The sequence below is a fragment of the Bradyrhizobium sp. MOS003 genome (assembly GCF_003020125.1).
Taxonomy (GTDB): domain Bacteria; phylum Pseudomonadota; class Alphaproteobacteria; order Rhizobiales; family Xanthobacteraceae; genus Bradyrhizobium.
Window position 1 is genome coordinate 791,199 of record NZ_PYFW01000002.1, and the last position, 22,309, is coordinate 813,507.

The 22,309-nt window shown below is 63.4% G+C and carries 18 protein-coding genes; 7 read left to right on the top strand and 11 right to left on the bottom strand.

Annotation, left to right across the window (positions count from 1 at the left end; all coding sequences use genetic code 11):
• Positions 1 to 223: 223 nt before the first annotated feature.
• Together C7G42_RS14245 and C7G42_RS14250 are read left to right on the top strand one after the other, a co-directional pair.
• Entirely contained in the window at positions 224 to 1,750 is a 1,527-nt protein-coding gene (locus C7G42_RS14245) for a L,D-transpeptidase family protein (RefSeq protein WP_199580898.1), read from the top strand.
• A gap of 339 nt (positions 1,751 to 2,089) precedes the next feature.
• A complete protein-coding gene (locus tag C7G42_RS14250; RefSeq protein ID WP_147250246.1) occupies positions 2,090 to 3,187 on the top strand; it encodes a helix-turn-helix transcriptional regulator in 1,098 nt (365 codons plus the stop codon).
• Between the two features lie 468 nt (positions 3,188 to 3,655).
• Here C7G42_RS14250 and C7G42_RS14260 read toward each other — a convergent pair whose 3' ends face one another.
• From C7G42_RS14260 to C7G42_RS14290, 7 genes are all read right to left on the bottom strand, one after another.
• Positions 3,656 to 4,351 carry a branched-chain amino acid ABC transporter ATP-binding protein gene (locus tag C7G42_RS14260; protein ID WP_106949553.1) on the bottom strand — a complete coding sequence of 232 codons (696 nt, stop codon included), beginning with the start codon at positions 4,349 to 4,351 and terminating at the stop codon, positions 3,656 to 3,658.
• The gene (locus tag C7G42_RS14265) at positions 4,344 to 5,075 is read right to left on the bottom strand and encodes an ABC transporter ATP-binding protein (protein ID WP_106949554.1); all 732 of its coding nucleotides are present in this window, start codon (positions 5,073 to 5,075) and stop codon (positions 4,344 to 4,346) included. The genes C7G42_RS14260 and C7G42_RS14265 overlap by 8 nt, the downstream gene beginning before the upstream one ends.
• Positions 5,065 to 6,177, bottom strand: a complete 1,113-nt coding sequence (locus C7G42_RS14270; RefSeq protein ID WP_106949555.1) for a branched-chain amino acid ABC transporter permease — start codon at positions 6,175 to 6,177, stop codon at positions 5,065 to 5,067. Before C7G42_RS14270 ends, C7G42_RS14265 begins: the two co-directional genes overlap by 11 nt.
• 19 nt (positions 6,178 to 6,196) lie before the next feature.
• The gene (locus C7G42_RS14275) at positions 6,197 to 7,414 is read right to left on the bottom strand and encodes a substrate-binding protein (protein ID WP_106949556.1); all 1,218 of its coding nucleotides are present in this window, start codon (positions 7,412 to 7,414) and stop codon (positions 6,197 to 6,199) included.
• A 4-nt stretch (positions 7,415 to 7,418) separates the two neighbouring features.
• Positions 7,419 to 8,276, bottom strand: coding sequence for a branched-chain amino acid ABC transporter permease (locus C7G42_RS14280; RefSeq protein WP_106949557.1), 858 nt, complete (start codon positions 8,274 to 8,276; stop codon positions 7,419 to 7,421).
• A gap of 36 nt (positions 8,277 to 8,312) precedes the next feature.
• The gene (locus tag C7G42_RS14285) at positions 8,313 to 9,827 is read right to left on the bottom strand and encodes an amidase (protein WP_106949558.1); all 1,515 of its coding nucleotides are present in this window, start codon (positions 9,825 to 9,827) and stop codon (positions 8,313 to 8,315) included.
• Between the two features lie 144 nt (positions 9,828 to 9,971).
• Positions 9,972 to 11,156: a substrate-binding domain-containing protein gene (locus tag C7G42_RS14290; protein WP_245427702.1), complete on the bottom strand. Its 1,185-nt coding sequence runs from the start codon at positions 11,154 to 11,156 to the stop codon at positions 9,972 to 9,974.
• Positions 11,157 to 11,335: 179 nt separating this feature from the next.
• On the opposite strand from C7G42_RS14290, the gene C7G42_RS14295 reads away from it, so the two are divergent.
• Positions 11,336 to 11,770: a MarR family winged helix-turn-helix transcriptional regulator gene (locus C7G42_RS14295; RefSeq protein WP_007599198.1), complete on the top strand. Its 435-nt coding sequence runs from the start codon at positions 11,336 to 11,338 to the stop codon at positions 11,768 to 11,770.
• Between the two features lie 177 nt (positions 11,771 to 11,947).
• Here the strand turns inward: C7G42_RS14295 and C7G42_RS36320 are convergent, their stop codons facing one another.
• Positions 11,948 to 12,352, bottom strand: coding sequence for a DUF6006 family protein (locus C7G42_RS36320; protein WP_502694204.1), 405 nt, complete (start codon positions 12,350 to 12,352; stop codon positions 11,948 to 11,950).
• A gap of 328 nt (positions 12,353 to 12,680) precedes the next feature.
• Between C7G42_RS36320 and C7G42_RS14300 the strand changes: the two genes are divergently transcribed.
• Positions 12,681 to 13,103 (top strand): response regulator, encoded by a 423-nt coding sequence (locus C7G42_RS14300; protein WP_106949743.1) that lies wholly within the window; start codon positions 12,681 to 12,683, stop codon positions 13,101 to 13,103.
• On the opposite strand, the gene C7G42_RS14305 is transcribed toward C7G42_RS14300, so the two are convergent.
• Positions 13,063 to 14,580 (bottom strand): sensor histidine kinase, encoded by a 1,518-nt coding sequence (locus tag C7G42_RS14305; protein ID WP_106949560.1) that lies wholly within the window; start codon positions 14,578 to 14,580, stop codon positions 13,063 to 13,065. The genes C7G42_RS14300 and C7G42_RS14305 overlap by 41 nt on opposite strands.
• A gap of 270 nt (positions 14,581 to 14,850) precedes the next feature.
• On the bottom strand, positions 14,851 to 17,691 hold the full coding sequence (gene secA / locus C7G42_RS14310) for a preprotein translocase subunit SecA (protein WP_106949561.1): 2,841 nt from the start codon (positions 17,689 to 17,691) through the stop codon (positions 14,851 to 14,853).
• A gap of 352 nt (positions 17,692 to 18,043) precedes the next feature.
• On the opposite strand from secA, the gene C7G42_RS14315 reads away from it, so the two are divergent.
• Entirely contained in the window at positions 18,044 to 18,952 is a 909-nt protein-coding gene (locus C7G42_RS14315) for a peptidylprolyl isomerase (protein WP_106949562.1), read from the top strand.
• A gap of 123 nt (positions 18,953 to 19,075) precedes the next feature.
• On the top strand, positions 19,076 to 20,317 hold the full coding sequence (gene argJ, locus C7G42_RS14320; RefSeq protein WP_106949563.1) for a bifunctional glutamate N-acetyltransferase/amino-acid acetyltransferase ArgJ: 1,242 nt from the start codon (positions 19,076 to 19,078) through the stop codon (positions 20,315 to 20,317).
• A 29-nt stretch (positions 20,318 to 20,346) separates the two neighbouring features.
• Here argJ and C7G42_RS14325 read toward each other — a convergent pair whose 3' ends face one another.
• A complete protein-coding gene (locus tag C7G42_RS14325; RefSeq protein WP_106949564.1) occupies positions 20,347 to 21,678 on the bottom strand; it encodes a TadE/TadG family type IV pilus assembly protein in 1,332 nt (443 codons plus the stop codon).
• 136 nt (positions 21,679 to 21,814) lie between these two features.
• On the opposite strand from C7G42_RS14325, the gene C7G42_RS14330 reads away from it, so the two are divergent.
• Entirely contained in the window at positions 21,815 to 22,225 is a 411-nt protein-coding gene (locus C7G42_RS14330; RefSeq protein ID WP_106949565.1) for a (deoxy)nucleoside triphosphate pyrophosphohydrolase, read from the top strand.
• Positions 22,226 to 22,309 lie beyond the last annotated feature (84 nt).

Sequence of the window (22,309 nt, forward strand, 5' to 3'; positions counted from 1 at the left end):
CCGCTCGGGTTGCGACCAGATGACCCAAAGGCTAGAATTTTAATCAATGGCTTCAGGGCATAGCGCTGGAGCGTGAGCTGACAAAAGCCCGTCACGACGGGTCCGGTTCGCCGGTCGGATCATGCTTTATACGAATGGGGTTCGCGCTATCCGCCTAGCCGCTGTGGGGTCCGTCTTGATTTCTCGTCCGCTTGCTCGCGCGCTTTTGGCTTCGGTTGCGCTGATGACGGCCAGCGTGATGCTGGCCGGCTGCGACACCGACCAGGTTTCGCTCGCGACCAACGCCAAGGCCAACCAGCCGGTGCCGCCAAAGCTGCTCGCCGCCATGGTCGAGAAGGACATGGATCTGCAATCGCCGATCCTGGTGCGCCTGTTCAAGCAGGAGGCCGAGCTCGAGGTCTGGAAGCAGGCCCGCAACGGCCAGTTCGCGCTGCTGAAGACCTATCCGATCTGCCGCTGGTCGGGCGATCTCGGCCCCAAGGTGCGCGAAGGCGACCGCCAGGCGCCGGAAGGATTCTACTCGATCAATCCGAGCCAGATGAATCCGCAATCGGCCTATTATCTCTCGTTCAACACCGGCTATCCGAACGCATTCGACAAGGCGCTGGGCCGCACCGGATCGCAGCTGATGGTGCATGGCGACTGCTCCTCGCGCGGCTGCTACGCGATGACGGACGAGCAGATCGCCGAGATCTACTCGCTCGGTCGCGAGTCCTTCTTCGGCGGCCAGAAGGCGTTCCAGTTGCAGGCCTATCCGTTCAGGATGACGCCGGTGAACATGGCCAAGCACCGCAACAATCCGAACATGCCGTTCTGGAAGATGATCAAGGAAGGCTATGATCATTTCGAGGTGACGCGGCAGGAGCCGAAGGTCGATTTCTGCGAGAAGAAATACGTCTTCGACGCGACCCGACCGCCCGATGCGAAACGCGACCCGGTGTTCGACGCCTCGGCCAAGTGCCCGGCCTATGTGATCCCCGAGGACGTCGTCGCCGCCGTGCGCGGCAAGCAAGCCAGGGACGAGGCCGAATACGCCAAGTTGGTCGCCAAGGGCACGCCGGTGGCGCGTATGAACACCGGCATCGACGGCGGCATGAACAAGATCTTTGCCGCAAAGATTCCGGAAGGCTCGACCGGCCTGTCCGAAGGCGCCGAAGGCACCACGCTGCAGATGCTGGCGATGGCCAAGGCGCCGGGCACGATCCCCGGCCACGTCAATCCGCCGAAGCCGAATCTCGACGCGGTCGCGTCCGCGCCGGCGCCGCAGGAAGAGCCGGTCGTCGCCGTGCCCGCGGCCAGCCGCGTCGCCTCGGCTCAGCCTGCCGAGAAGCCCCAAGAGAAATCTCAAGCGAAGTCCGGCGGCTTCTTCTCCAATATCGGCCGCAAGATGGGCATGGGCTCGTCCGAGACGACCGCGGCAACGCCGCCGCCGCAAGCCACGGCATCCGTGGCCCCCGCCGCCGCACCCGTAACGCCGCCGACCGCCGCGTCGCGGCTCAAGGCCGCCGTGACCCGGTTCGTGCCGGGGCATGACAAGACCAAGGAAGCTGCGAAGGATGCGCCGAAGCCGGCTGCGACCGTCGCCGCCAAGCCCGCCGAACCGGCAAAGCCCGACACCCGCCTCGCCCAGACGCGGCCCACACTGAAGCCGTCGGTGTCGGATGGCGCAGGTGAAGCGACCCAGATCATGGGCGCCGCACCGGTGGTGTCGTCGAACTCGTTCGAGAGCAGGTTTGGCGCGGTGAAGTAGGCGGGGCACGCGATGCTGCCCCTTCCAGAGTGAGCCAAGCACAACGTGCTCATTTTCCTTCCCTGCGGATGGGTTCACCGCTGGAATAGCCGCATGCGATCCGCCAGCCTGTCGGGACGTTTGATCGCGCAAAGCGGAACGCAAGAAATCGCGACTTGAGAACGGCAGGAGAAAAGTTCGTTGTAGAGTACGAACGCATCCGCCTCCGACGACGCCGCCCTGGTGGGGATTGAGAAAACAATTAGTTCCCTACAAGGATCCGCAGCGCCTTTCGATGTGCCGGATTGCATCGCGCGGTCACCCAACTATAGTTACGCTGTTGGCTCTTTCGGGCTGCACATGAGTAGATTTGGGCATTTCGATCATCTGATTGACCGCATCTACGAGGCCGGGCTCATACCGTTATTGTGGCCCGATGTCCTCAACGAAATCGCTAACGCTATCGGCGGCAATGGCGGACTGCTTTTCGCGGTACGCGACGGCTATGTCAGCGGGATCAATTCCGTCAATCACGACCAGACCATGTCCCGTTTTCTGCAAGAGGGATGGAGTGAGCGCGATCCGCTGCTGCCGCGTGCCGCCGCTCTCAACTACGCCGGCTTCCTCAATGACGGAGACCTTGTATCGGAGGAAGAGATCGCGACCGATGACGTGTACCGCAATTTCTACCGCAGGCACGGAATCGGCTACAGGGCCGGGACCATCATTCCAATACCGAGCGGGGATTCGATTGCGATCGTCATGCCGCGACACCAGGACAACGGACCGGTGCCGCGCGACGTTGTCGCGTTCCTTGATGGCCTGAGGCCTCATCTGGCTCGAGCGTCCTTGACTGCAAACCGCCTTGGCTTCGAGCGTGCCCACGCGCAAGTCGATGCATTGCAGGCCATTGGGCTTCCTGGAGCGATATTGCGCGAACGAGGCAAGTTGCTCGCGGCGAACGGCCTGTTCGAAGCGCTGATGCCGTCGCTGTTCCAGGATCGCGCAGAGCGGTTGACCCTGGCCGATGGCACTGCAGACGGATTGTTCTTGGCGGCGCTGGGGACCTCGTTCGGTGGCAACAGCCCGGCCGTCAAGTCTCTCGCCATCGCAGCGGCGATGGATCGCGTTCCGATGGTCCTGCATCTCGTGCCGGTGCGCGGATCCGCACGCGATATCTTCACGCGAGCCACCTTCATGCTCATCGTAACGCCCGTCGATCGCGGCGCGGTACCGAGTGCGGAAGTCCTGCAAGGTCTGTTCGACCTGACGCCGGCAGAGGCCCAGGTTGCACGTGGCGTTGCACAGGCCGGATCGATCGATGCACTCGCAGCAAAAATCGGCGTGACGCGGGAGACGGTGCGCACGCAGCTCAAAGCCGTGCTTTCGAAGACCGGTCTTTCCCGTCAGCAGGAGCTCGTCAGCTTGCTCGCTGGCAAGGCATTGCGCGGCGGCTAGACTGTTCCGTCCGCAGACACGTCCCTCATTGCCGTTGCGCCCAGCGCCCCAATCGGGCTTTGCCTTGGTCTGTGTGAACCCTCTTTCACCCAAATGGGTGAAGACAGGGGTCAGACCTCCGGGTTCAAGTTTGTCGGGTTGGATGCAATGGCGAGAAGCGGCGACAATGGTCAGGCCGGAGTTTCCGACATTCGAAGTGAGTTTGGTGCCGCGCAGGCGAAAAAGATGGGCCTGGAGCATCAGCAACAGCCAAGGAGCGGTTGTGGCGCAGGGGCGAGAATCAAGTCGATCTGCAGCAAAGTACCAAGCCGAACGAGCGCTTTTCATGCTGCTTCTGACCGCGCCCTATCGGTCGCGACTTCCCGTATAGCAAGCAGGCTCCCGGCGCGGTGCAGCGCATCGCCCCACTCGCGCCTCAGGATGACGGAACACCCAGGAGCCCAACACAGATGGTGTCGGCAACACTTGCTACGGCGCCAGATACCGCACCAGCTCCGGATTGTCCCTCACCTCCGCCGCCTCACCCTGCAGCGCGACGCGGCCGCGGTCGAGCACATAGGCGTAATCGGCGACGCGGAGCGCGAGGTCGAGGTGCTGCTCGACGATGATGACGGCGATGCTCTTGGCGAGCTCGATCAGGCGCTCGGTGATCTCCTCGATGACTCCGATCCAGACGCCCTCGGTCGGCTCGTCCAGTAGCAACAATTTCGGATCGCCGAGCAGGGCGCGACCGATCGCGAGCATCTTGCGTTCGCCGCCGGAGAGCGTGCCGGCGGGCTGGTCGAGGCGCTGGCCGAGCTTGGGGAAGATCGTCAGCACGTGGTCGACGGCGTCGGCCTTGCTGCTCGCGAGCGAGCCGACCGCGAGATTGTCGCGCACCGACAGCCGCGCGAACACCGAATGCTCCTGGGGCACGTAGCCGATGCCGGCGCGGACGCGGTCCTGGGTGGCGCGGCGGCTGATGTCACGGCCGTCGAAGGCGACCTCGCCCTTCCATGCCGGCAACTCGCCGACGATTGTCTTCATCAGCGTGGTCTTGCCGGCGCCGTTGCGCCCGAGCACGGCGACACCGCCGCGCCAGGGGATGCCGAGGGTGACGTCGAACAGGACTTGGCTGCGGCCATAGCCGGCGTCGAGATGCTTGATGTCCAAAAATTCAGGCACGGCGCAGATAAATCTCCTGGACGGCCTTGTTGGCCTGGATCTCCGACACCGTGCCCGACGCCAGCACCTTGCCCTGGTCGAGCACGGTGAGGCGATCGCAGATGTCGCGGATGAAATCGAGGTCGTGCTCGACGATGACGAGCGAGCAATGATGCTTGATCGGCTGCAGCAATTCGCCGGTGACGCGGCGCTCCTCGAGGCTCATGCCGCCGGTCGGCTCGTCGAGCAGCAGCAGCTTCGGCTTGCCCGCGAGCGCCATCGCGATCTCCAGCCATTGCTGCTGGCCGTGCGACAGCGCCGCTGCGGCCTCGAAGGCGCGGTCGGCGAGGCGGAACTGCGTCAGCATGGTCATGACCTGCTCGTGCAGCGCATCCCGCGTGCGCGAGAACAGGAGGTCGATCAGCGAGGACTGCGCCTGCAATGCGAGCAGGATGTTGTCGTACAGCGTCAGCGACGGCAGCACCGATGTGATCTGGAATTTCAGGCTCATGCCCGCCCGCGCCCGCTCGGTCGGCGTGAACGCGGTGATGTCGGTGTTGACGAACGAGACCTTGCCCTGCGTCGGCACCTCGGCGCCGGCGATGCACTTCATCAGCGTGCTCTTGCCGGAGCCGTTCGGGCCGATCAGGCCGTGGAACTCGTTCTCGCCGACGCTGAGCGCAGCGCCGTCGAGCGCGGTGAGCTTGCCGAAGACTTTCCGTATGCCGGCGGCTTCAAGGAGCATTGCGCTTCTCCTTGCCGTTTGCCTTGACGTCTTCCCTGGGTTTCGCACCGAAGCTGCCGACGCGCTCGCGCTCGCCGAGCACGAAGCTGATCAGCCCGAGCGGCCGGAACAGGATGACGAACAGCAGCAGCACGCCGAGAATGATCGGCCAGATGTCACGGTAATTGTCGGAGAGCCAGAAGCTGACGCCCTCGACGATGACGGCCCCGATGACGGCACCGATCAGCGTGCCGGAGCCGCCGAACAGCACATAGAGCACGACTTGCGTGGAGACCACGACACCGACCATGTTGGGCCAGACGAAGCCTTCGTGGAAGGCGTAGAGGCTGCCCGCCATCCCCGCAACGGCGCCGCCGATCGCGAAGATGATCGCTTTCAGGTGCTGCGCCTTGTAGCCGAAGAAGGCGATGCGCTGTTCGTTCTCGCGGAGCCCTGCGAGCGCCAGCCCGAATTGCGAGCGTACCAGGAAGCGGCAGAGCAGATAGACCACGACGAGAATGCCGAGCACGAGATAGTAGAACGCAGGTCCTTCCGTGAACTCGTAGCCACCGACCGTCATCGGCGCGATCGAGGGGATGCCGTTCTGGCCGCCGAGATAATACCAGCCGCGCGCGAGGCGATCGGCGGCGTAGGAGCCGGTCAAGGTGCCCAGCGACACGAAGATCACGCTGGAGGGATGCCGTCCCAGCAGCAGGAAGCCGCCGAGCAGCAGCGCGAAGGTAAGGCCGATCAGCGTGCCCGCGGGCAGCACCAGGAAGATGTTGGTGATGTCGAGGTCGCGCGCGAGCAGCGCCACGCCGTAGCCGGCCGAGCCGAAGAACAGGGCCTGGCCGAAGCTCATGATGCCGGCGTAGCCCCAGACCAGATCGAACGACAGTGCGAACAGCGCCAAAATGATCACGCGGGTGGCGAACACCGTGAGATAGTCCTGCAGCAGCAACGGCGCGAGCAGCGCCGCGACCAGCACGACGCCCTCGACGATCGGCAGGATCTTCCGCGTCGACGCTTGCTTCGCCGTCCCGCTGCTATCCATGGCGACGTCCGCCTCCCCGCCGATTGCGGCGGGGATCGCCTGTTTCACTGCGCCCATCGACTTCGGCATTCCGCTTTAGCATTCCTTCTCAGCATTCCTTGGGATCGACCAGACCGTTGCTGCGCGCGACGATCTCGTAATTCCCGGCCTTGGCAACTGCGGTGTACATCTTCATCTTGCAGTGCCGTTTGCCGGGGACCATCTCGGCCGGCCCGCCCGGACCCTCCGCGATCTTGGCATGGTCGAGCGCGGCGGCCACCGAATCGCGATCGACCTTGCCGGCTTCCTTCACCGCGGCTTCCCACAGCTTGAGGCCGCGATAGGTGCCGGTCGCGGCACTGCCGGCAGCGAACAGGAAGTTGCCGGGGAAATCCTTCTCGTAGGCCGCCTGGATCTTGGCGTCGAACGGGTTCTCCTTGGTCAGCACCTTGAAATAGTCGAGGCAGCTGGCGAGCCCCTCGATCTCGGCGGCCTGATTGATGTTGAGGGTGTTCTCGTCATAATAGACGCAGGCGAGACGGCCGCCGTTCTTGAGGAAACCGGCTTCATAGAGCTGCTTGAAGAACGGGCCGACGCCCGGCGGAATGACTGTGTTGAAGACGACGTCGACCTTGTTGGAGATGATGCGGTTGACGGTCGAGGAGAAGTCGACCTGGTCGAGCGGGTAGTATTCCTCGAACACGACCTCGCCGCCGTTGGCCTCGATGACCTTGCGGGCATAGACGTTGAGCGTGTGCGGCCAGACGTAGTTGGCGCTCGGCAGCGCGAACTTCTTGCCGCCGTTCTTGATCAGCCAGGGAATGAACTCGTCGCACTGCTGCGCCGGCGTCGGCCCGGTGCAGAACAGATAGGGCGTGCACTCCTTGCCCTCATAGAGCTGCGGATAGATGTAGAGCGTCTTGCCGCGCGCAACGATCGGGTCCTTGATCGCGTTGCGCATCGAGGAGGTGATGCCGCCGAGCACCATGTCGACCTTGTCTCGCTGGATCAGTTTTCGCACGTTGCCGACGGCGACCGATTCGTTCGAGGCGGTGTCCTCGATGTAGAGCTCCAGCGGACGGCCGAGCAGGCCGCCAGCGGCGTTGATCTCCTTGATCACCATTTTCGCGACATTGGCGTCGGCGTTGCCGGCATAGGCGATCGGGCCGGTGAGGTCGGTGGCGATGCCGACCTTGATCGGGGCTTCGGCCGCATTGGCCCAGGGCGCCGGGATCACCCAGCTGCCGACCCCGGTCGCGACCGCGCCGGAGGCGAAAGCGAAATTGGACAGAAAGCGGCGGCGTGAAAGCTGAGTACGATCGAACATGTGGTTAAACCCCTTTTCCAGCGATGAGGCCCTGCGGGCGGAATTTGATGAAGGCAATGGCGAGAACGAAGACGAGAACGTCGGCGACGACGGGCGCCATGATCCACGGCAGCGCGGCACTGAGCGTGCCGATGACGCCGGCACCCGCGACCGGCCCGATGAAGGAACCGACGCCGCCGACCATCACCGCGACGAAACCCTGGATCAGGAAGCGCAGGCCGAGATCGGCATAGAGGCTGAACACCGGCACGATCAGCGCACCGGCAAGGCCGGCAAGCGCGGAGCCGAATGCGAAGGTGGCGCCGTACATCAGGGGCGTGGAGATGCCCGAGGCCCGCGCCAGCGATGGATTTTCGAGCGTGGCGCGCATGCGCAGGCCAAAGTTGGTGCGCGACAGCAGGAGGTAGCAACCGGCCATCACCAGCAGCGTGATGACGATGATGGTGAAGCGCCAGGCCGAGATGTGCATGGCGCCGATGTCGATCGAGCCGCCGATCGGCTCGGGCACGGTGAGATAGAAGCCGCCGATCAGGCCGCGCACGGATTCGCGAATGATCAGGCCGAGCGCATAGGTGCCGAGCATGGCGACGATCGGCGCGGCATAGAATCGCCGGATGATCAGCGCCTCCAGCACGAAGCCGAGTGCGCCGACCACGAAGGGCGCCGCGAGCATTCCGGCCCAGATCGGCAGGCCCTTGGCGTAGGCGAGATAGGTGATGTAGGCCCCGAGCAGGACGAACTCGCCCTGCGCGAAGTTGAAGATGCCCATCATGCTGGCAATGATCCCGAGCCCCAGCACGATCAGGACGATGATCGCGCCGAAGCTCAGGATCTCGAACGCCGCGACGAACGCGTTAGCCATACTTTGCTGCCCCGTCCGCCTGCATCAATGCCGCGCTCACATCTTCTTCCAGTCGCCGATCTGCTCGAACGCATGCGCGGCGCGATAGATGGTGGATTCCTCGAACATCCGGCCGACCAGCATCAAGCCAACCGGCAGGCCGTCGACCATGCCGCAAGGCAGCGACATCGCCGGATGATGGGTGATGTCGAACGGCGCGGTGTTGGAAATCATCTCGAGCGCGCGGGCGACGTAGTCCTCGCGACTGGCTGTCGGCTCCGGCAGCTTGGTCGCCTTCATCGGCGTCGTCGGCAGCAGCAGCAGGTCGTAGTCCTTGAAGGCCTTGTCGTAGGCAGCAGTCAGGCGTCGCGAGATGTTGAGCGCCTTGCCGTAATAGCGCGGACCAAAATTGTTGTTGATGTAGGTGCCGAGCAGCAGGAACAGCTTTGTCGTTTCCGACAGCGAATCCGCCTGGCGCCGCCAGCCGCGATGGAAATCCATCAGCGTGGTGGAATACAGGTCGGACCGGCTCAGGCCATAGCCGTCGCCATACATCATGGTTTGGGTCATGCCCTCGGTGCCGATCGGGGTCCAGATCGCGGGGCCGGCGAGGTGCATCGGGATCGAAACGGTCTCGACCGTCGCACCGAGATCCTTGAAGCGCTTGGCGGCCTCACGGACGCTTTCGTTGACGGCGGCCTCTGCCGTCGCCTGCTCGAAGCCTTCCTTGAGGATGCCGATCTTCATGCCCTTGACGCCCTGGCCGAGCGCCTTGGTGTATTCCTCGACCCTCGGCGCCTTGATGCGGGGATCGTAGCCGTCGTCGCCGGCGAGCACTTCGAGCAGCAGCGCGTTGTCGGCGACGGTCGCCGTCATCGGACCGGTGTGGTCGACGAAAACTTCGATCGGCATGATGCCGGTGTAGGGCACGAGGCCCCAGGTCGGCTTCATGCCGTAAGTTCCGCAGAACGAGGATGGCATGCGGATCGAGCCACCCTGGTCGCCGCCAATCGCCATGTCGACCTCGCCGAGCGCGACGACGACGCCGCTGCCCGAGGACGAGCCGCCGGCCGAATAGCCCATTTTGTGAGGATTATGGACGGCGCCGACCGCATTGGTGTGGCTGCCGCCCGACATGCAGAAGGATTCGCAATGGACCTTTCCAGCGATCTCGGCGCCGGCGTCGAGCATGCGCGTGACGATGGTGGCGTCGAAATCGGGCACATAGCCTTCGAGAGTCGCCGAGCCGTTCATCATGGGAACGCCGGCGAGCATGATGTTGTCCTTCAGCGCAACCGTCTTGCCCTTGAGCTTGCCCGAACTGGCGCCCTTCACCGTCGATTTGCGATACCAGGCGTTGCGCGGATTCTCCTCTGCCGACGGCCGATAACCCGGCGTGCGCGGGTATTTCACCTCCGGCACCTCGTCCGGCATCGCCCCCACGAGATTGTAGGCCTCGATCGAGCCCTGCATCAGGCCGCGGAACGAGGTGACGTCTTCGTCGGTCAGCGAAAGGCCGCACTGCTTGGCGACATCGAGAAGCTGGGCTGGCGTGGGAAGGACAACTGTCACGGCGCTCTCCTGAAGTTTCCTGAACGGCGCGCGACCACGAGCTGCGCGACATGCGCATCGGCCGGCCAAAACATTCAAAACGGAAATATTTTCCTTTTCAAGTATTATTTTGCGGGAGGGCGAGAGCGGATTGCCGCGCCGGCGTCAGACCGGCTTGATCAGCTTGAAGTCGAGGCCGTCGGCCTCAGCGAGATACATCTGCATCCGGGCGTGACCGTTACGCACCGTAACCGTGCCGCGCGCGCCGCCGTAATCAATGTTGCGGCCCGCGGCGAGCATCGGCGCCATCGACAGCGAACCGGCCTTGTTCGCGACGGCTTCGAGGAAGCGCAGGCCTTCATAGCTGGACTGGCCAAGCGAGCCGATCGGCGGCGCGCTCGCGCCGAACATCGCGCGATAGCGGCTTTGGAAGTCGTCATTGGCGCGCGAGCCGACGCCGGGGAAGTAGCCGGAGGCACAGAACATGTTCTCGCTGTTGTCGGCGCCGATACCGAGCAGCACGGTCTCGTCCATCGCACCGGCGAGCCGCAGCGTGGTTGCACCGAGGCCGCTCTCGCCAAAGGCGCGGTTGAAGGTGATGCTGTCGGTCCCGATCAGCGAGATCAGGACCACATCCGGTCTCGCGGCGCGGATACGCTCCAGATGAGCTTCGTGGTTATCCTCACCGAGAGGAACGAACTCCTCACCGACGACGCATCCGCCCGTTTCCTTGATGTAGCGCTTCACCGCGCGATGCGACTGCCAGGGCCAGACATAGTCGCTGCCGATCAGGTACCAGCGCTGCGCCTTTTTGACGTCGGCGAGCCAGTGGATCGACGGCCTGCTCTGCCAGCGCGGCGTCTCGCCGATCGCCATCACGCCGGGCGTACGCTCGCCGCCTTCATAGACGGGCGTGTAGATGTAGGGGATCCGGTTCGCGGTGGTGATCTTGCGCAGCGCGACGCGGACCGCGCTGGTGTGCATGCCGACGATGAGATCGATCTCATCGTCCGCGACCGCCTGCTCGGCGCGGTTCAGAACACCGTCGAGCGGGCCGCCGGCGTCGTAGATCGACAGCTCGATCTCACGTCCAAGGACGCCACTACGCTTGTTGATCTCGGCGACCGCGAGCTGGGCGGTGTTGGTTGCGCACGGCCCCCAGATGCCGGGCGGACCGCTGCAGCAGATGAAACAGCCGACGCGCAGCTTGTTGACGTCGCGCCGTCGAAGGAAAGCGTGATCGCTCGGCGACAACGCACCGTTGGCCGCCGATGACGACAGATTCCTGAGCAGCATGGACGGCGGCAACGCCGGACCGCCGTGAGCCGGGAAGTTTACCGTCGCGCGCACGCCAACTCCTGTCTGGCACCAGACCTGAAAGCACATTGTTCGGGCGGCCGCGGCCTCCGCCCTTTTGTTAGGCAAACATCCTATTTTGAAAATATTGAATATTCAACAATTGAAGTGCATATAGAAGCAGCATTGATTGCAAGACATTCACTCATTCGGGTCAAGACGAAGTCTTAGCCGTGGCAAAACCAAACACTCCAATCACCGAACACCTCGCTTATCTGCTCGCGCAAGCCAACCGGGAGATCAACCGGCAGCTGGAACTGCGGTTGAGCAAGGAAGGCGTTCCCGTCGAACAATGGCGCATCCTTAAGGTGCTGTCGGACGGCAATGGCCACTCGATGGGCGAGCTCGCGGATGCCGTGCTGCTCAACCATCCGACGCTGACCAAGATGATCGACCGCATGGTCTCCGACACGCTGGTCTATCGCGTGCAGGACCCGAACGACCGCCGCAAGGTGCTGATGTTCATCTCCGACCGCGGCAAGGTGTTGAGCAAGAAGCTCAACTCGCTCGCGGTCGATCAGGAAGAGCACATCCTGGAGAGCTATGGCGACAAGTCGACGAGCGAGCTCAAGCGGCTGCTGGAGAGCCTGATCGACAGCTCGAATTAGACCTCGTGATTGGAGCGTGCGGGCCTTGCGAAGCCGACACGCTCATCCGCCATCCAATGCAGGGAGAGAGGACCTCCATGAAAGCACGCCCGCTGGTCACGCTGGCATTGGTGGCGCTCACAGAGCGCCACCAGGTCTCATTCAGTTCTCGAGGCTCGCAGGCGCCGCATGATTGCATTATCGCCAGCACGAGAGGCGATAGCGTTGGCCGTTCCATGTCGTCCAGCCCGCGGCCTTGTTGCTGACCGGTTTGGCTAAATACCATTTATTGCCGTCGGCATGGTTGAAGTAGACGCCGCCCTGCGTTCCGCTGCGTGGATTTGTCAACTTCACCCATCGCGAGCCATTGTCCGAGAAGCTGCCTGCCCAGCGTGCTCCCGAGCTGGTGCTGCAAGTGTCGCCGTCGCAGCTTGTCTGACTGTCATCAACGGCGGCCCATTTCATTCGGGCCGGCCGGCCGTCTATGTTGCACGACCATGTTCCGCCCCACCATCCGCCCACCTGGCTCGCAGGGGCGGTATCGCAAGCGTAGAAACTCAGGGCAAGAACACAAAAGGTGGTTGGCAGCGCGCGTCTGGACATAGTCTGGCTCCCAATTTTCGGCCCCCCTGCAATTCAATCAAACACGGATTGAGTGCAGGTGAGGTGAACCAGCTCACAATGAGCAGTAGCAAAAGATTGAATGATCTACCCGCAGGCGTTCTCTGAGACACGATGCCGCGCTTTGACCATCCGAGCGAGCTCAAGCGACTGCTGAGTTTGAGCGACAGCTCGAATTGATGCCGTTTGCAGCGGCGATCGGTGATCCGGCCCAACAGCCATGGGAACAAAAAGCGGAACTGCAGGTTGATGGCTGCCCTGCTGTATACGAAAACGGCCGGCGGGGCCGCTTGGTCGCATGGGTCGCGAAATGACACCTTCAGTTTTGATCGTCGAAGACGAAATCTTTGTCGCCAGTGACATTGCTCGTATCCTGGAAGACGCGGGCTATCGCGTGGCCGCGATCGCTGCGGATCGCAAGGAAGCGCTGGAAGCGGGGCCCAAGGCGCAGATCGCGCTGGTCGACATCAATCTGCGCGACGGTTCGACCGGGCCGCAGATCGCGCTCGACCTGTCGCGCGAATACGGTACCAAGATCGTCTACGTCACCGCCAATCCCACGCAGATCGCCCCCCGCGCGGAGACGGCCATCGGCTTCATCCGCAAGCCTTTCAGCGACGATGCGATTCTGACGGCTGTCCATCACGCCGCCGGCGAGGCGGCTCAACCGCTTTCGCCGGACGTCACGTTCTTTACGGCGCCGGGCGGCTCATCGAGCTCTTTGGAATCATAGCCACGGCCCGGAGCCCTTCCGGCTTCCAGTCGTAGGAGATCTTGCCGCCGAGCTGACTGGACATGCTCAAGGCGATCAGCCTAGAGCCGAAGCCTTCCACCGTGGGCGCGGACTTGATCTGCGGACCTCCGCTTTCCGTCCACGCGACGACGACGTCATCGTCCGCCTGGCTGACGTCCACGGCAACTCGTCCGTCAAGGGTCGAGAGCGCGCCATACTTCGCGGCGTTGGTTGCCAGTTCATGGAACGATAGCGCCAGGGGCGTCGCAGAGCGGTCGTCGATACGGAAATCATCGCCCGTAATCAGGACGCGGCTGGCCTCCGACTGATATGCCGACAGAAGCTTCTCCAGAAGCCCCTTCAGCGTCGCCTGGACCGAGGTCGGCTGGGAGCGGGCGCTGTGCGGACGCACGAAATCATGCGCCTTGCCGAGCGACATGATGCGGGACCGCAGCTCGTCCGCGAGCCCCTTGAGCTGCGGATGCGTACGTGTCGACAGGCCGATGAGGCCGTTGATCACGGAGAAGATATTCTTGATGCGGTGGCTCAGCTCTTGGCTGATCATCTCGCGCTGCTCCATCAGCAGCTTCTGCTCGTGAATATCGGTGCACGTTCCGAACCAGCGTGTGATTCTGCCATTGGCATCACGAACCGGCAAAGCGCGCCCGAGTGTCCAGCGGTAATTGCCCGCGGCATTCCTCAAGCGATATTCGATCTCGTAGGGCTCGCCGGTCCGCAGGGAATGCCCCCAGCGCTCCCAGGCCTTTTCCTGATCGTCGGGGTGGAACATGCCGTTCCAGCCCTCGCCGTCGGTCGAGCCTTCCGGCACGCCCGTGAATTCGTACCATCTGGCATTGTAGTAATCATGGTGGCCGTCAGGCAGCGTCGACCACACCATCTGCGGCATGGTGTCGGCCAGAATGCGAAACTTCTGCTCGGTTTCCGAAAGCGCCTGCTTCGCAACCGCCTCGCTGGCCCGCTGCATCTTCGTGATCTTGCGGTGCCCCATCGCACCCACAACCTGGGCGGCCAGGACGCGCAGGCCCTGCTGCTGCAGCGGCGTCAGGCCAAGCCTGGGCACGCGATCGATGACGCAGAGCGAACCGAGCGGAAAGCCGTCCTCTGTCAGCAGAGGCGCACCGGCGTAGAACCGGATGAACGGATCTCCCGTGACCAGGGGATTTTGCGCGAACCTCGAATCCAGGGTCGCATCGGGTACGACCATCAGGTCCGAGCCCAGCATCGCGTGCGCACAAAAGGAGGATTCCCGCGGCGTCTCGGAGACGTCGAGGCCATGCTTGGCCACGAAGCGCTGCATCGTGTCGCCGACGACACTGACGAGACATATCGGTGTTTCGCACAGCGCCGCCGTGAACCGCGTCAGTTCGCCGAAGCCTGCATCATCGGAAAGGCCTTCGAGATCATGCGCCGCGAGAATTTCGGTTCTGGTCAGCGGGAGATTGTCTGCGGAACTCATGAAACGGCCTTAACCCCGGCGCCCACGCAACTATCTCCGAGCGATGCTGCCCGGCAGGATGGCGGCCTCCCCACGAGAACGAGCCGTTCCGAATCGCATTCCGATCGTCGTCGCGGGTCAGGCACGCGGACAGCATTGTCCCCTTGCAACGTGAGCGCACGCCCGCAAGGTCATGACAGATAACAACATTTGTTGAAGTGGGTTCCATCCGTGCCACGCACGGACGGAACATGATTGAACCGGGCCGGCAAGAGCCGACAGGTCGTTCGATCAGGCATACCGCCCGTGGCAATGCTTGTACTTCTTGCCTGAACCGCAGGGGCAATCCTCGTTGCGGCCGACCTTGCCCCAACTGGCGGGGTTGTTGGGATCGCGCAGCGCGGCGTCGGAGGTCTGGGCTCCAAGCGATACGTTGGCGATGGCCATTTCGTCCTCGCCGGTGTTGGGATCGAACTTGTGCGCCTCCATCGGCGGCAGCACGGGCGCTTCCTGCTCCGGCGGGACGATCTCGACCCGCATCAGCTGCGCCGTGACCGCCTCGCGCAGATGCGCACTCATCTCCTGGAAGAGATTGAAGGCTTCGGTCTTATACTCCTGCAAGGGATCGCGCTGGCCGTAACCGCGCAGGCCGATAACCTGGCGCAGATGGTCGAGCATGATCAGATGCTCGCGCCAGAGGTGGTCGAGCGTCTGCAGCAGGATGGTCTTCTCGACGTAACGCATCACGTCGGGGCCCCATTGCGCCACCTTGGCCGCCATATGCTCGTCGGCGCGGTTCTCGATGCGCGTGAGCAGCTCCTCGTCGGCGATGCCCTCTTCCTTGGCCCATTCGTCGACCGGCAGGTCGAGATCGAGCACGCGCTTCAGCTCTTCCTTCAGGCCGGCGACGTCCCACTGCTCGGCATAGGCATGCTCCGGCACGTGCTTGGCGACGAGATCGTCGATGAAGGCGTGGCGCATGTCGTTGACGGTCTCGGCGACGCTCTCGTCCTTCATCAGGTCGATACGCTGGTCGAAGATCACCTTGCGCTGGTCGTTCTGGACGTTGTCGAACTTGAGCAGATTCTTGCGGATGTCGAAGTTGCGCGCCTCGACCTTCTGCTGCGCCTTCTCCAGCGCCTTGTTGATCCAGGGATGGATGATGGCCTCGCCCTCTTGCAGGCCGAGACGCTGCAGCATGCTGTCGAGACGATCCGAACCGAAGATGCGCATCAGATCGTCTTCCAGCGACAGGAAGAATTTCGAACGGCCGGGATCGCCCTGACGGCCGGAACGGCCGCGCAGCTGGTTGTCGATACGGCGGGATTCGTGGCGCTCGGAACCCATGATGTAGAGGCCGCCGGGCTTGGTCACGGTCTTGGCGGGCTTGTTGCCCTTCGCCGGCTCGATCTCGACGATCTCTTCGGCCTTCAGCACGATCTCGCGGAAGCGCTCGACGTCGGCCTTGATCTGCTCGATCTTCCTGGCCTTCTCGGCCTCGTCCTCGATGCCCGCGGTCTCCTTCGGGATGCGCATCTCGAGCGAGCCGCCGAGCTTGATGTCGGTACCGCGTCCGGCCATGTTGGTGGCGATCGTGATCGCGCCGGGCACGCCGGCCTCCGCGACGATATAGGCTTCCTGCTCGTGGAAGCGCGCATTCAGCACCGCGAACAGTTTCGCCGGCTTGCCGGCACGGGCGGCAGCGTAGAGCTTGTCGAGCGCGTTATCCTTGCCGAAATCGATCTGCTTGTAGCCGTTCTGCTTCAGAAACTCGGCCAGCACTTCCGATTTCTCGATCGACGCCGTGCCGACCAGCACCGGCTGGAGCCGCGAATTGGCGCGCTCGATCTCGGCGAGGATGGCCGTGTATTTTTCCTTGTGAGTGCGATAAACCTCATCGTCCTCGTCGAGACGGCCGATCGGCACGTTGGTCGGGATCTCCACGACTTCGAGCTTGTAGATGTCGAACAGCTCGTCGGCTTCCGTCAGCGCCGTACCGGTCATGCCGGCGAGCTTCTCGTACATCCGGAAATAGTTCTGGAAGGTGATCGAGGCGAGCGTCTGGTTTTCCGGCTGGACCTGCACGTGTTCCTTGGCTTCGAGCGCCTGGTGCAGGCCTTCCGAATAGCGGCGGCCGGCCATCATGCGTCCGGTGAACTCGTCGATGATGACGACCTCGTCGTCGCGCACGATGTAGTCCTTGTCGCGCGTGAACAGCGTGTGCGCGCGCAGCGCCTGGTTGATGTGGTGCACAACGGAAACGTTCTCGACGTCGTAAAGCGATTCGCCCTTGAGCTGGCCGGCATCGCGCAGCAGGGTCTCGATCTTCTCCATGCCGGCTTCGGTCAGCGTCACCGTGCGCTGCTTCTCGTCGACGTCGTAGTCGGTCTTGTCGAGCTTGGGCAGGAAGCCGTCGATGGTGTTATAGAAATCGGAGCGGTCGTCGAGCGGGCCGGAGATGATCAGCGGCGTGCGCGCCTCGTCGATCAGGATGGAGTCGACCTCGTCGACGATGGCGTAGAAGTGCGGGCGCTGGACCATGTCCTCGAGCCGGTACTTCATGTTGTCGCGCAGATAGTCGAAGCCGTATTCGTTGTTGGTGCCGTAGGTGATGTCGCAGGCATAGGCGGCCTTGCGCTCGGCATCGTCGAGGCCGTGGACGATCACGCCTGTGGTCATGCCGAGGAAGCCGTAGATCTGGCCCATCCAGCCGGAGTCGCGGCGGGCGAGGTAGTCGTTGACGGTGACGACGTGGACGCCCTTGCCGGCGAGCGCGTTGAGGTAGACCGCAAGGGTCGCCACCAGCGTCTTGCCTTCGCCGGTCTTCATCTCGGCGATGTCGCCCTCGTGCAGCACCATGCCGCCGATCAGCTGGACGTCGAAATGGCGCTGGCCGAGTGTGCGCTTGGCGGCCTCGCGCACGGTGGCGAAGGCGGGGACCAGCAGGTCGTCCAGCGTCTTGCCCTCGCCGAGCTGTTTCTTGAAGTCGGCGGTGCGGGCCTTGAGCGCCTCGTCGGAGAGCTTCGAGACCTCGGCCTCCAGCGCGTTGATCGCGTTGACGCGGGACTGATATCCCTTCACCCGCCGGTCGTTGGCGGAACCGAAAAACTTGCGGGCGAGCGCGCCGATCATGACTAGTTCCTATGTTCGCGAATTAACCGCGTGGGCCCAAGAAGTTGTCACCCGCCCGCCTATCAACTCACCGTGACGCCTCGCGGCGTCAAAGCCCGGACTGCGGGGGTCATCCGCCATATGGGTGGGAATTGGGCAAGTCTGGGTTCAACGGCCAAAAACGCAGCAAAATAAACGCCATCGCCATGGTCGCGACCGGGCAGAGATATGGCCCGGTCAGGGCCTTGTCAACGGCGGGCGCATTGCGGCTAATTCATCATTTTGACAGACTTTTCGCGTTGCCAAGCCCCCCTGAATTGGGCGAGTGTCCGCCCCGCTCGAGCAGCCCCCTGCTTCAACATAAGGATTTTTCATGACCACCTCGTTCCCGGTAACCAAAACCGGCCTGCGCTTCGGCCTCGCCACCGCCCTCGTGGGCTGCCTTGCGCTGGCGCTGATCGCAGGTCCCGGCCGGGCTGCCGACGATCCGGTCCTGGCAAAGGTCAATGGCGCTGAAATCAAGAAGAGCGACGTTACCATGGCCGAGGAGGAACTCGGGCCGAGCCTCGCCCAGATGGACCCGGCAACCAAGGACGAGAACGTTCTGTCCTTCCTCATCGACATGAAGATCGTCGGCAAGGCCGCCGAGGACAAGAAGGTCGCCGACAGCGAGGAGTTCAAGAAGCGCCTGGCATTCGCCCGCACCCGCCTGCTGATGGACAGCCTGCTGGCTCAGGAAGGCAAGGCCGCCACCACCCCCGACGCCATGAAAAAGGTCTATGAGGAGGCCTCCAAGCAGATCACCGGCGAGCAGGAAGTGCGCGCCCGCCACATCCTGGTCGAGACCGAGGACGAGGCCAAGGCGGTGAAGGCCGAGCTCGACAAGGGCGCCGATTTCGCCGAGTTGGCCAAGAAGAAGTCCAAGGATCCGGGCTCGGCCGACGGCGGCGATCTCGGCTTCTTCACCAAGGAGCAGATGGTGCCGGAATTCTCGGCTGTCGCCTTCGCGCTGGAGCCGGGCAAGATCTCCGACCCCGTGAAGTCGCAGTTCGGCTGGCACGTCATCAAGGTCGAGGAAAAGCGCAACCGCAAGGCGCCTGATTTCGAGCAGGTCAAGGCCCAGATCGAGCAGTACGTCACCCGCAAGGCCCAGGCCGACTACGTCGCCAAGCTGCGTGCGGAAGCCAAGGTCGAGCGGCTGGATCAGCCGGCGGCGGACGCCAAACCGGCAGACGCAGCCAAGCCGTCCGACAGCAAGATGGCGCCGCCTGCAAAGAAGTAAGACCGCGAAGACGTAAGAATTCGCTGTCACTTCACGGACGCCAAGAGTATCTAACGTCGCAATGGCCGGGCCACTTGATGGTCCGGCCATCTGCATATCCAGACCCCACCAAGGCGCCCCGCGATGTCCTCCTCCGTCTCTCCCCTCGCCCCGAAAAACGTTCCCGATATGCCCGTGATCGCGGGCATTCGTCTTGCGACGGCCGAGGCCGGCATCCGCTACAAGAACCGCACCGACGTGCTGCTGGCGGTGATGGACAAGGGCACCGCGGTCGCCGGCGTCTTCACCAAATCGAAGTGCCCCTCCGCACCCGTGGAATGGTGCCGCGCCAAGCTGAAGGGCGGCAAGGCGCGCGCACTCGTCGTCAATTCCGGCAACGCCAATGCCTTTACCGGCAAGACCGGCCGCGCCTCCACCGCGCTGACTGCGAAGATCGCGGCCAAGGCGGTCGGATGCAGCGAGGGCGAAATCTTCCTGGCCTCGACCGGCGTGATCGGCGAGCCGCTGGACGCGACCAAGTTCGACGGCGTGCTGGGCCGACTGGCTGAAGCCGCCGAGCCCGGCGACTACCTCACTGCTGCCAAGGCGATCATGACCACCGATACCTTCCCGAAGGTCGCGACCGCGACGGTCAAGCTCGGCAAGGCCAGGGTCACCATCAACGGTATGGCCAAGGGTGCCGGCATGATCGCCCCCGACATGGCGACGATGCTGTCCTTCATCTTCACCGACGCACCGATCGCGCCCGCGGCCTTGCAGGCGCTGCTCAAGGCCGGCGTCGAAGACACCTTCAACGCGGTGACGATCGATGGCGACACATCCACATCGGACACGCTGCTGGCCTTCGCCACCGGCGCTGCCGCCGAGCACGGCGCCCCGAAGATCAGCCGCGCCAGTGATCCGCGCCTGAAAGCGTTCGTCAAAGCCTTCAATCAGGTGCTCGCCAACCTTTCAGAGCAAGTGGCCCGCGACGGCGAGGGCGCGCGCAAGCTGGTCGAGATCACGGTCGAGGGCGCCAAGACCAAGGCCTCCGCGCGCAAAATCGCGATGTCGATCGCCAACTCGCCGCTGGTCAAGACCGCGATCGCCGGCGAGGACGCCAATTGGGGTCGCGTCGTGATGGCGGTCGGCAAGGCTGGCGAGCCGGCCGATCGCGACAAGCTCTCGATCTCCTTCAACGGCATCCGCGTCGCCAAGAGCGGCGCGCGCGATCCCGATTATGACGAGGCGCAGGTGTCGGAAGCGATGAAGGCGCCGGAAATCGCGATCAAGGTCTCGCTCGGCCTCGGCAAGGGCCGCGACCGCGTGCTGACCTGCGACCTCACCAAGGAATATGTCGCGATCAACGGCGATTACAGGTCGTAGCTCTCCGCTTGCGGGGAGAGGTGGGCACCTCACCCCGAGATGCGCGCATCCGCAACCGCCTTCTTGAACAGCGCGTTCATGGCATCCGCGATGCCCTGGGTCGGGCTGACCTCGAAATAGAACCCGGGTGAGGCGCAGCTCTGCATGTTCTGCGCGACCTGGCTGTTCGGCGATGGGCCGAACGGGCCCTGGTTGAATGGGTCGATCCAGTCCATGTACCACTTGTTGGTCGGCAGTTTCAGATACGTGGTGTACAGCACTGCAATCTTGATCCCGCGATCTTTCATCGCCTTGCAGAGCGAGGCATTGAGCGGCGACTGACATCGCGAGCTGCCCGAGAGCGGCTTCAGGCAGCCCGCGTTGCTTTCGTCGGCAACGCCATCGGAAACGAAGAATAGATATTTTAGGGGCGAGTTGGACGTGCCGCTTCCAGGATTCGGGATCTCGTTGCTGATCGCCGGAAAGAGCGTACTGAACTGCGTATCCTGGTCCTTGGTATAGCTGTCATTGTTGCCGTAGACGCCCATCAGGTCGATGTTGCCGGCCGCCGTCTTGGCGCTCGACAGACTCGACGAGAGCGAGAACAATGCGCGCAGACCGATCGTCTTGGACGAGGCGCCGAAATCGTAGATCGCCATGCGAAACTGATTGGAATAGGTCTGCGTGGCAGCAGCCGTGTCCATCAGCGACTGCGTCGCGCTGCGCAGCACGTCGATCCGGGTCGTCACGCCGAGCGTCTTGGCCAGATTGTAGTAGTTGTTGGAGTCGTTGTAGTCGTGGCAGGCGAAGGCGCATTTGCCGGACGTGTTGTTGACCATCTTGGTCACGTCGTCCGGCGTCGCCGCCACGCCCATCGACGGCGAATTGTCCAGCAGCAGGTAGAAGTCGATATAGAGCGGCATGCTGGCCGTCGCTTTCGACGTACCGGTCAGCGCCAGTGCGGTCTTGCCGATCAGGCCGAGAAACATGGTGTTGATGGTGGCGTTGAACGCGACAGTCGAGGTGACGGTCGAGCCGGTCTTGACCACGGTCGGCGTGACGCTGTTGAGGGTGTAGCCGGTCAGATTGGCGCGATTGGCGTTGAAGAGGTTCGTGGCGTCGGTGACGCCGACGGAAATCGAGCCATCCGACGTCATGGTGCCGGCGGCCTTGAAGGCCGGCGACGCCTTGGCGATCGAGCCGACGCTGGCGGCGTCGGCCGCGGCCTGAAGCTTGGCCCGGGTCTGCGTCGCGCGCGAATAGTCGACCGCGCAGCCGACCGCGGTGATCAGCGGGACGCAGGCGATCGCGAAGATCACCGCGATATTGCCGCCCCGGTCGTGGACGAACCGGCGAATGATGGTGGAAAGCGTAGCGCGCATGGTTCGGGCCCGGAATGGTTAAGCGTTTCCACCCTAGGAACCCTTGATTAAATATGACTTATGGAACCCTGGAAACGCCGGCCGCGACGGGGTTAAGAAACCGTTGCGGGTGATCTTCAGCGAGCGACATTGACGTATGGCCGATCTGAAACTGACATTGGTTGTGGCCTGCGCGCTGATCGACGCCGACAAGCGCGTCCTGATCGCGCAACGCCCCGAGGGCAAGACGCTGGCCGGCCTCTGGGAGTTTCCCGGCGGCAAGTGTGAACCCGGCGAACGGCCGGAGCAGAGCCTGATCCGCGAGCTGAGCGAGGAGCTCGGCATCACCGTCGCCGAGCCGTGCCTGGCGCCGCTGACCTTTGCGAGCTACGGCTACGAGACCTTCCACCTCCTGATGCCGCTCTACATCTGCCGGCGCTGGGAGGGACAGGTCACGCCGCGCGAAGGCCAAAACCTCGCTTGGGTCCGCGCCAACAAGCTGCGCGACTACCCGATGCCGCCCGCGGACATTCCGCTGATCCCGCATTTGATCGATCTGTTGATGTGAGCACGGGCCTCATCCTGGGAGACCGCGAAGCGCGTCGTCTCGAAGGATGGCGACACGGGAAGAGCCGGGCCTGCATGGTTCGAG

Excerpts from the sequence above, each read along its gene's own strand:
- argJ (WP_106949563.1), top strand. The coding sequence starts at position 19,076 with ATGTCCTCCTCCGTCTCTCCCCTCGCCCCGAAAAACGTTCCCGATATG.
- C7G42_RS14280 (WP_106949557.1), bottom strand. The coding sequence starts at position 8,276 with ATGGCTAACGCGTTCGTCGCGGCGTTCGAGATCCTGAGCTTCGGCGCG.
- C7G42_RS14275 (WP_106949556.1), bottom strand. The coding sequence starts at position 7,414 with ATGTTCGATCGTACTCAGCTTTCACGCCGCCGCTTTCTGTCCAATTTC.
- C7G42_RS14270 (WP_106949555.1), bottom strand. The coding sequence starts at position 6,177 with ATGCCGAAGTCGATGGGCGCAGTGAAACAGGCGATCCCCGCCGCAATC.
- C7G42_RS14300 (WP_106949743.1), top strand. The coding sequence starts at position 12,681 with ATGACACCTTCAGTTTTGATCGTCGAAGACGAAATCTTTGTCGCCAGT.
- C7G42_RS14330 (WP_106949565.1), top strand. The coding sequence starts at position 21,815 with ATGGCCGATCTGAAACTGACATTGGTTGTGGCCTGCGCGCTGATCGAC.
- C7G42_RS14325 (WP_106949564.1), bottom strand. The coding sequence starts at position 21,678 with ATGCGCGCTACGCTTTCCACCATCATTCGCCGGTTCGTCCACGACCGG.
- C7G42_RS36320 (WP_502694204.1), bottom strand. The coding sequence starts at position 12,352 with ATGTCCAGACGCGCGCTGCCAACCACCTTTTGTGTTCTTGCCCTGAGT.
- C7G42_RS14315 (WP_106949562.1), top strand. The coding sequence starts at position 18,044 with ATGACCACCTCGTTCCCGGTAACCAAAACCGGCCTGCGCTTCGGCCTC.
- C7G42_RS14245 (WP_199580898.1), top strand. The coding sequence starts at position 224 with ATGACGGCCAGCGTGATGCTGGCCGGCTGCGACACCGACCAGGTTTCG.
- C7G42_RS14305 (WP_106949560.1), bottom strand. The coding sequence starts at position 14,580 with ATGAGTTCCGCAGACAATCTCCCGCTGACCAGAACCGAAATTCTCGCG.
- C7G42_RS14265 (WP_106949554.1), bottom strand. The coding sequence starts at position 5,075 with ATGCTCCTTGAAGCCGCCGGCATACGGAAAGTCTTCGGCAAGCTCACC.
- secA (WP_106949561.1), bottom strand. The coding sequence starts at position 17,691 with ATGATCGGCGCGCTCGCCCGCAAGTTTTTCGGTTCCGCCAACGACCGG.
- C7G42_RS14250 (WP_147250246.1), top strand. The coding sequence starts at position 2,090 with ATGAGTAGATTTGGGCATTTCGATCATCTGATTGACCGCATCTACGAG.